The organism is Paenibacillus sp. H1-7 (genome assembly GCF_022354825.1).
Classification (GTDB): domain Bacteria; phylum Bacillota; class Bacilli; order Paenibacillales; family NBRC-103111; genus Paenibacillus_S.
The window spans coordinates 7,170,630-7,177,500 of sequence record NZ_CP031168.1 but is presented as its reverse complement, the minus strand read 5'-3'; the positions used below and the strand labels follow the sequence as shown (position 1 = coordinate 7,177,500).

General features: G+C 52.2%; 3 protein-coding genes, 19 tRNA genes and 2 rRNA genes (1 of these 24 running past the window's edge). 22 read left to right on the top strand and 2 right to left on the bottom strand.

The genetic code is table 11. The features are described from left to right. The 21 genes from DVH26_RS31630 to DVH26_RS31530 all read left to right on the top strand — a co-directional run. Positions 1-1,921 (top strand): 23S ribosomal RNA (locus DVH26_RS31630) (it extends 994 nt beyond the left edge of the window). A 130-nt stretch (positions 1,922-2,051) separates the two neighbouring features. After that, a 5S ribosomal RNA gene (gene rrf / locus DVH26_RS31625) occupies positions 2,052-2,168 on the top strand. A gap of 47 nt (positions 2,169-2,215) precedes the next feature. Then, positions 2,216-2,292: transfer RNA gene (locus DVH26_RS31620), tRNA-Ile, on the top strand. A 74-nt stretch (positions 2,293-2,366) separates the two neighbouring features. After that, positions 2,367-2,442 (top strand) — tRNA-Ala (locus DVH26_RS31615). Positions 2,443-2,447: 5 nt separating this feature from the next. Further along, positions 2,448-2,523, top strand: a tRNA-Asn gene (locus DVH26_RS31610). Between the two features lie 28 nt (positions 2,524-2,551). Then, positions 2,552-2,626 (top strand) — tRNA-Glu (locus tag DVH26_RS31605). Between the two features lie 18 nt (positions 2,627-2,644). Then, a tRNA-Val gene (locus tag DVH26_RS31600) sits at positions 2,645-2,720 on the top strand. Positions 2,721-2,734: 14 nt separating this feature from the next. Beyond that, a tRNA-Met gene (locus DVH26_RS31595) sits at positions 2,735-2,811 on the top strand. A 15-nt stretch (positions 2,812-2,826) separates the two neighbouring features. Next, positions 2,827-2,903 (top strand) — tRNA-Asp (locus DVH26_RS31590). Positions 2,904-2,921: 18 nt separating this feature from the next. After that, positions 2,922-2,994, top strand: a tRNA-Phe gene (locus DVH26_RS31585). Between the two features lie 5 nt (positions 2,995-2,999). After that, positions 3,000-3,075 (top strand) — tRNA-Thr (locus tag DVH26_RS31580). Between the two features lie 4 nt (positions 3,076-3,079). Beyond that, positions 3,080-3,162 (top strand) — tRNA-Tyr (locus tag DVH26_RS31575). Positions 3,163-3,165: 3 nt separating this feature from the next. Then, a tRNA-Trp gene (locus DVH26_RS31570) sits at positions 3,166-3,239 on the top strand. Positions 3,240-3,282: 43 nt separating this feature from the next. After that, positions 3,283-3,355: transfer RNA gene (locus DVH26_RS31565), tRNA-Lys, on the top strand. Positions 3,356-3,362: 7 nt separating this feature from the next. Continuing rightward, a tRNA-Leu gene (locus tag DVH26_RS31560) sits at positions 3,363-3,447 on the top strand. A 7-nt stretch (positions 3,448-3,454) separates the two neighbouring features. Beyond that, positions 3,455-3,526 (top strand) — tRNA-Gly (locus tag DVH26_RS31555). A gap of 15 nt (positions 3,527-3,541) precedes the next feature. Next, positions 3,542-3,615 (top strand) — tRNA-Cys (locus tag DVH26_RS31550). A 27-nt stretch (positions 3,616-3,642) separates the two neighbouring features. Then, a tRNA-Arg gene (locus DVH26_RS31545) sits at positions 3,643-3,719 on the top strand. A gap of 14 nt (positions 3,720-3,733) precedes the next feature. Beyond that, a tRNA-Leu gene (locus DVH26_RS31540) sits at positions 3,734-3,816 on the top strand. A 6-nt stretch (positions 3,817-3,822) separates the two neighbouring features. Continuing rightward, positions 3,823-3,899 (top strand) — tRNA-Pro (locus tag DVH26_RS31535). Between the two features lie 50 nt (positions 3,900-3,949). Then, positions 3,950-4,020, top strand: a tRNA-Gly gene (locus DVH26_RS31530). A gap of 51 nt (positions 4,021-4,071) precedes the next feature. Here the strand turns inward: DVH26_RS31530 and DVH26_RS31525 are convergent. Then, the gene (locus tag DVH26_RS31525) at positions 4,072-4,908 is read right to left on the bottom strand and encodes a helix-turn-helix domain-containing protein (RefSeq protein WP_239629275.1); all 837 of its coding nucleotides are present in this window, start codon (positions 4,906-4,908) and stop codon (positions 4,072-4,074) included. A 171-nt stretch (positions 4,909-5,079) separates the two neighbouring features. On the opposite strand from DVH26_RS31525, the gene DVH26_RS31520 reads away from it, so the two are divergent. Continuing rightward, positions 5,080-6,225, top strand: coding sequence for a Gfo/Idh/MocA family protein (locus tag DVH26_RS31520; RefSeq protein ID WP_239629273.1), 1,146 nt, complete (start codon positions 5,080-5,082; stop codon positions 6,223-6,225). Between the two features lie 145 nt (positions 6,226-6,370). Here the strand turns inward: DVH26_RS31520 and DVH26_RS31515 are convergent, their stop codons facing one another. After that, on the bottom strand, positions 6,371-6,790 hold the full coding sequence (locus DVH26_RS31515; protein WP_239629270.1) for a DUF6526 family protein: 420 nt from the start codon (positions 6,788-6,790) through the stop codon (positions 6,371-6,373). Between the last annotated feature and the right edge of the window lie 81 nt (positions 6,791-6,871).

The window sequence follows — 6,871 nt, the reverse complement described above, 5'->3', positions numbered from 1 at the left end:
GCTAAGATCCATTGTCAAGAGGGAAACAGCCCAGACCATCAGCTAAGGTCCCCAAGTGTGTGTTAAGTGGGAAAGGATGTGGAGTTGCGCAGACAACCAGGATGTTGGCTTAGAAGCAGCCACCATTGAAAGAGTGCGTAATAGCTCACTGGTCGAGTGACTCTGCGCCGAAAATGTAACGGGGCTAAACACGCCACCGAAGCTATGGATGCAGAAATGCGTGGTAGGGGAGCGTTGTGTATACGTTGAAGGTGTACCGTAAGGAGCGCTGGAGAGTACACAAGTGAGAATGCCGGTATGAGTAACGAAAAGACAAGTGAGAATCTTGTCCGCCGAAAGCCTAAGGGTTCCTGAGGAAGGCTCGTCCGCTCAGGGTAAGTCGGGACCTAAGGCGAGGCCGAAAGGCGTAGTCGAAGGACAACAGGTTGATATTCCTGTACCACCGTGAACCGTTATGAGCAATGGGGTGACGCAGAAGGATAGTGACGCGGGCTGATGGATGCCCGTCCAAGCAGAGAGGCTGATGTGTAGGCAAATCCGCACATCGTAAGGCTGGTCTGTGATGGGGAGTGAAAATTACAGTAGCGAAGGTCATGAGTTCAGGCTGCCAAGAAAAGCCTCTAGCCAGGGAGAAGGTGCCCGTACCGCAAACCGACACAGGTAGGCGAGCAGAGCATGCTAAGGCGCGCGGAAGAACTCTCGTTAAGGAACTCGGCAAAATGACCCCGTAACTTCGGGAGAAGGGGTGCCTCGGTAGGGTGAATAGCCCGAGGGGGCCGCAGTGAAAAGGCCCAAGCGACTGTTTAGCAAAAACACAGGTCTGTGCGAAGCCGCAAGGCGAAGTATACGGGCTGACGCCTGCCCGGTGCTGGAAGGTTAAGGGGAGTGGTTAGGGAGCAATCCCGAAGCTATGAACCGAAGCCCCAGTAAACGGCGGCCGTAACTATAACGGTCCTAAGGTAGCGAAATTCCTTGTCAGGTAAATTCTGACCCGCACGAATGGCGTAACGACTTGGGCGCTGTCTCAACGAGAGATCCGGTGAAATTTTAATACCTGTGAAGATGCAGGTTACCCGCGACAAGACGGAAAGACCCCATGGAGCTTTACTGCAGCTTGATATTGGACTTTGGTACGATCTGTACAGGATAGGTGGGAGCCTGAGAAGCATGAGCGCCAGCTTGTGTGGAGGCGACGTTGGGATACCACCCTGATCGTATCGGAGTTCTAACCCGCGGCCGTGATCCGGTCGGGGAACAGTGTCAGGTGGGCAGTTTGACTGGGGCGGTCGCCTCCTAAAAAGTAACGGAGGCGCCCCAAGGTTCCCTCAGAATGGTTGGAAATCATTCGAAGAGTGCAAAGGCATAAGGGAGCTTGACTGCGAGACAAACAGGTCGAGCAGGGACGAAAGTCGGGCTTAGTGATCCGGTGGTACCGAATGGAAGGGCCATCGCTCAACGGATAAAAGCTACCCTGGGGATAACAGGCTTATCTCCCCCAAGAGTCCACATCGACGGGGAGGTTTGGCACCTCGATGTCGGCTCATCGCATCCTGGGGCTGAAGTAGGTCCCAAGGGTTGGGCTGTTCGCCCATTAAAGCGGTACGCGAGCTGGGTTCAGAACGTCGTGAGACAGTTCGGTCCCTATCTGTCGTGGGCGTAGGAAATTTGAGAGGAGCTGTCCTTAGTACGAGAGGACCGGGATGGACGTACCGCTGGTGTACCAGTTGTTCCGCCAGGAGCACGGCTGGATAGCTACGTACGGACGGGATAAGCGCTGAAAGCATCTAAGCGTGAAGCCCCCCTCAAGATGAGATTTCCCAGTATGTAAGACCCCTTGAAGACGACGAGGTAGATAGGTTCGGGGTGGAAGCACGGTAACGTGTGGAGCTGACGAATACTAATCGGTCGAGGGCTTAACCATTCATTTGCCATACGAAGTATGGTCAGAGATGCAATACACTTGCTCATTACACGCATCGTTTCGTATCTAGTTTTCAGGGCGCAAGACGACCTGAATGAAATACCTTATGTTTCTTGGCAGAAACATACCGTTTGGTGATGATGGCGGAAGGGAACCACGCGTACCCATACCGAACACGACCGTTAAGCCTTCCAGCGTCGATGGTACTTGGACCGAAGGGTCCTGGGAGAGTAGAACGTCGCCAAGCGGACTATTTCCACTTGATGTGGTTTTTTTGTCGCTATGAAAGCTCAAGGGCCTTTAGCTCAGCTGGTTAGAGCGCACCCCTGATAAGGGTGAGGTCGGTGGTTCGAGTCCACTAAGGCCCACCATGTTTCTTACAAGATGAAGTCGGTTGACTTAGACTTGATACATAGGGGCTTGAACGATTGTCACAGTAACGTCTGGGGCCATAGCTCAGCTGGGAGAGCGCCTGCCTTGCAAGCAGGAGGTCAGCGGTTCGATCCCGCTTGGCTCCACCATTCGTTCCCTGATAGCTCAGTTGGTAGAGCACTCGACTGTTAATCGAGTTGTCACAGGTTCGAGTCCTGTTCGGGGAGCCATCTTTCTTCTCGAGAGTATATGCAGCACGGCCCGTTGGTCAAGGGGTTAAGACACCTCCCTTTCACGGAGGTAACAGGGGTTCGAATCCCCTACGGGTCACCATTATTGCCATAATATTATGGAGGCTTAGCTCAGCTGGGAGAGCATCTGCCTTACAAGCAGAGGGTCGGCGGTTCGATCCCGTCAGCCTCCACCATATAAGTACAACGACGCGGGGTGGAGCAGCCCGGTAGCTCGTCGGGCTCATAACCCGAAGGCCGCAGGTTCAAATCCTGCCCCCGCAACCAATTTTCTTCTATTGTGGAGCCGTGGTGTAGAGGCCTAACATGCCTGCCTGTCACGCAGGAGACCGCGGGTTCGAATCCCGTCGGCTCCGCCATTTTTTACAATTTCATAAGGCTCGGTAGCTCAGTCGGTAGAGCAGAGGACTGAAAATCCTCGTGTCGGCGGTTCGATTCCGTCCCGAGCCATGTTTGCCGCTGTAGCTCAATTGGTAGAGCAACTGACTTGTAATCAGTAGGTTGGGGGTTCAAGTCCTCTCGGCGGCACCATCATGGAGGCTTAGCGAAGTGGCCAAACGCAGCAGACTGTAAATCTGTTCTCTGACGAGTTCGGTGGTTCGAATCCATCAGCCTCCATATAGGGGCATAGTTTAAAGGTAGAACAAAGGTCTCCAAAACCTTTGGTGTGGGTTCGATTCCTGCTGCCCCTGCCAGATCATGGCGATCAAAATCAGATCGTCTTGAATATATTAGTGTGAGCCATTAGCTCAGTTGGTAGAGCACCTGACTTTTAATCAGGGTGTCGTAGGTTCGAGTCCTACATGGCTCAGATGCATGCGTTCGTGGCGGAATTGGCAGACGCGCACGGTTCAGGTCCGTGTGGGCTAACCCCCCGTGGAGGTTCGAGTCCTCTCGAGCGCATCAGTTTGCGGAAGTGGCTCAGCGGTAGAGCATCGCCTTGCCAAGGCGAGGGTCGCGGGTTCGATTCCCGTCTTCCGCTTTCATTACATGATTTGGCGCCATAGCCAAGTGGTAAGGCAGAGCTCTGCAAAAGCTTTACCCCCAGTTCGAGTCTGGGTGGCGCCTCCAATGTAATGCATCCAAGTTAATCCATATGTGCCCTTAGCTCAGCCGGATAGAGCGTTTGACTACGAATCAAAAGGTCGGGAGTTCGAATCTCTCAGGGCACGCCATTTTTTAAAAGCAAGCCGGTATGGCGGAATTGGCAGACGCGCGCGACTCAAAATCGTGAGGGAAACCGTGGGGGTTCAAGTCCCTCTACCGGCACCATATCTTCGGGACGTAGCTCAGCTTGGTAGAGCACCTGGTTTGGGACCAGGGGGTCGCATGTTCAAATCGTGTCGTCCCGACCATGTATTGCTTGTACGGCAACTGTTTTGCCGAGAAGCATTTTCGCATTTATGCGGGTGTAGTTCAATGGTAGAACTCCAGCCTTCCAAGCTGGTAGCGTGGGTTCGATTCCCATCACCCGCTTAGGATGTATTGCAAAAGAGGTTGCAGACTTTCAAAGTCCGCAGCCTCTTTTTAGTTTTTCTGTATGTTCAGCCGGTATTGATGCGGGGTAATGCCCATGGTCTCGCGGAACACTTTGCAGAAGTGCGACGGATTCGGAATGCCGACCCTTGCGCCAATCTCGGGCACCGTCAATGCGGATTTGCTCTTGGTTAGCCAGACGCACGCGTGCCGTATTCTCGTAGCCTGAACGTAGGCCAATATCGTCGTGCCTGTTGCTTCCTTGAACAAGTGGGCTAAGTGATAGCGGGAAAGGTGCAGCTCCGCGGCCATTTGCTCCAGCCGAAACGGCTCGTGGTAATGCAGCTCGATCCATTTCATAATTTCTTCGGCGTGATGATGGTATCTGGATGTGCCGGTGCTCTCGGCTTCAGGCTGTTGGTCCTGCCAAATTCTCCGCAGCTGACGTAAATAACCAAGAAGAAAGAAATGAAATTCTTCGCCGATTTCGTTCGGAATCATAGCTGCGCGGCTCTCATGGAAATGGCCCATTAAAGAAACGAGCGGGTCGGATTCGCTAATCGGCATGACGGGCTTCAATGCTTTTTGCTGCTTCAGAAGCTGAAAAAAACCTTTTAATCCGGGAAACGGATCCCAATACGGCTGCAAAGTGGCCGGATCGAACATCATCATGCTTCTGACGAACGGCTGTCCGGGTTTTACCTCCATTTGAACCCGATGAAGCTGGAACGGATGGAATACCATCAGCATGCCCGGGCCGATCGGATAGGTCGTACCCTCGATGATTAAGTTGCCGCAGCCTTCGTGAACGTAAGTAAATTCCATTTCCAGATGCGCGTGAAAAACTTCTTTGAAAACCACTTCGGAAGTACGCCGGTAATGAAACAAAAAAGGCTCCATCCCAATCACCACGATTCAAAAAGTGTATGCAGTCCGGTGTCCGCATTTTCTCTTCATTATAGCAAGATTAGAACATATTAGCACAAGATCATTTTACAAAGTGGTAATGAAATCGCTTAATATGAGAGGAAATAAGAGGATGAAATGGAGGAGCTGTTCATGTTACGTGTTGCCGTTATTGGAGCAGGAGCTATTTCCGCAGCGCATATACAGGCTTATTTATCGTTTCCGGAGCGATGCCGCATTGTTGCGGTTGCTGACGTATTTCCGGAGAAGGCGGAGGAGAGCATTCGCCGGTTTGGATTGCAAGCGAAAGCCGTAGCCGACTATAAAGAGCTGCTCGGTGAGGGAATCGACCTTGTATCGGTTTGTACGCCTCCATATACGCACGCTCCGATTACCATCGATTTTTTACTTGCAGGCACGAATGTGGTGGTAGAAAAGCCTATGGCTTCGTCGCTGCAGGAATGCGATGAAATGCTGGCGGCTGCGGCAAAAAGCGGGAAGAGGCTGTCGGTCATTGCCCAGAACCGGTTTCGGACGCCGATGATGAAGCTCAAGCAAATCGTCGATGAGGGCGTAGCAGGCAAAATATTGCATGCCCAGGTCGATTCCTTCTGGTGGCGGGGACACTGCTATTACGATCTATGGTGGCGCGGGACATGGGAGAAGGAAGGCGGAGGCTGCACGATCAATCATGCCGTACATCATATCGATGCGCTGCAATGGATGATGGGGATGCCTGAGGAAGTGCATGCTTTTATGAGCAATACGGCACACGATAATGCGGAGGTAGAGGATCTGTCGGTTGCGGTGCTGAGGTTCAAGGGCGGAGCGCTCGGGCAAGTAACCAGCTCTGTCGTCCATCACGGCGAGGAACAGCAGATCATCCTGCAGGGGGCCGACGCCCGCATCTCTATCCCTTGGAAAATCAAAGCATCGGTATCCAAAGAAAACGGCTTCCCGGCACCTAACCCAACGCTAGAGCAGCAAATTCAAGCATTGTACGAGCAGCTCCCCGACGTCGAATATGAAGGACATAAAGGACAGATCGATAATGTGCTTCAGGCGATAGAGAACGGGTCGGACTTGTTGATCGACGGGACGAGCGGAAGAAATACGCTGGAGTTTATTACCGCAATCTATAAGTCGGCCAGCACGGGGCAGTCCGTGAAGCTGCCGCTGTCTAGGAATGACGAATTTTACACGAGGGAAGGCATTCAGGCGAAAGCCACTCATTTCTACGAAAAAACACGATCGGTCACGGCTTTTGCCAAAAACGATATTACGATTTCGGGGCAGTAAACGATTCGTAGAACGGTTTGCGAGCACTGATAATTTTGTTATCTAAAATCTAGGCATGGTGCAGTATTTGAAAAAAAGCTTGGTTGGAGGTCTTCGCGACCCCCGACCAAGCTTTTTTGATACATTTGCCGCAGATAATGCCGAGCTAGACCCGATGCTCATCCGCGCGCCACTGTTTGATCGCCTTTTTGATGTCGGCGGGCTGCAGGTTCTCCTTGGCGGCTTTTTTGCATAAGGCAGGGAACTCCGCATCACCGGCAAATCGCAAGGCAACCACTTGAGAGGCCGTAAGCCGCGGGTCCAATGTATCTCCTGTCAGCATGTAATGGCGGAAATTTTCCTCGTTTCGTATGATGCGGTCCTGAAGCTTCGTTGCGTAGAGCCGTGTGAGAAAAAAAGTGATGATCAGGCTTGTCGCCGCGATGACGGCAAAGAAGGATACCCACGAGATCGTCATGATGAAATAGACAATAGATGCTATCCAAGTAATGAGAGCCAATGGAAAGCCGATGAAATGGAAAAGCGGATGAAGCCTTTTATGATTTCCATAGTTCTGTTCCTGCATGTTTAGGATCCTCCTCTTTGATAGCAGAAGCTGCTGCTCCCCGCATCGAATGTTATTTATGTATTCCATCCGAACGCTGAA

What these genes read in the sequence shown, in the direction of transcription:
- DVH26_RS31520 (WP_239629273.1), top strand. Translation starts at nt 5,080, where the DNA reads ATGTTACGTGTTGCCGTTATTGGAGCAGGAGCTATTTCCGCAGCGCAT.
- DVH26_RS31515 (WP_239629270.1), bottom strand. Translation starts at nt 6,790, where the DNA reads ATGCAGGAACAGAACTATGGAAATCATAAAAGGCTTCATCCGCTTTTC.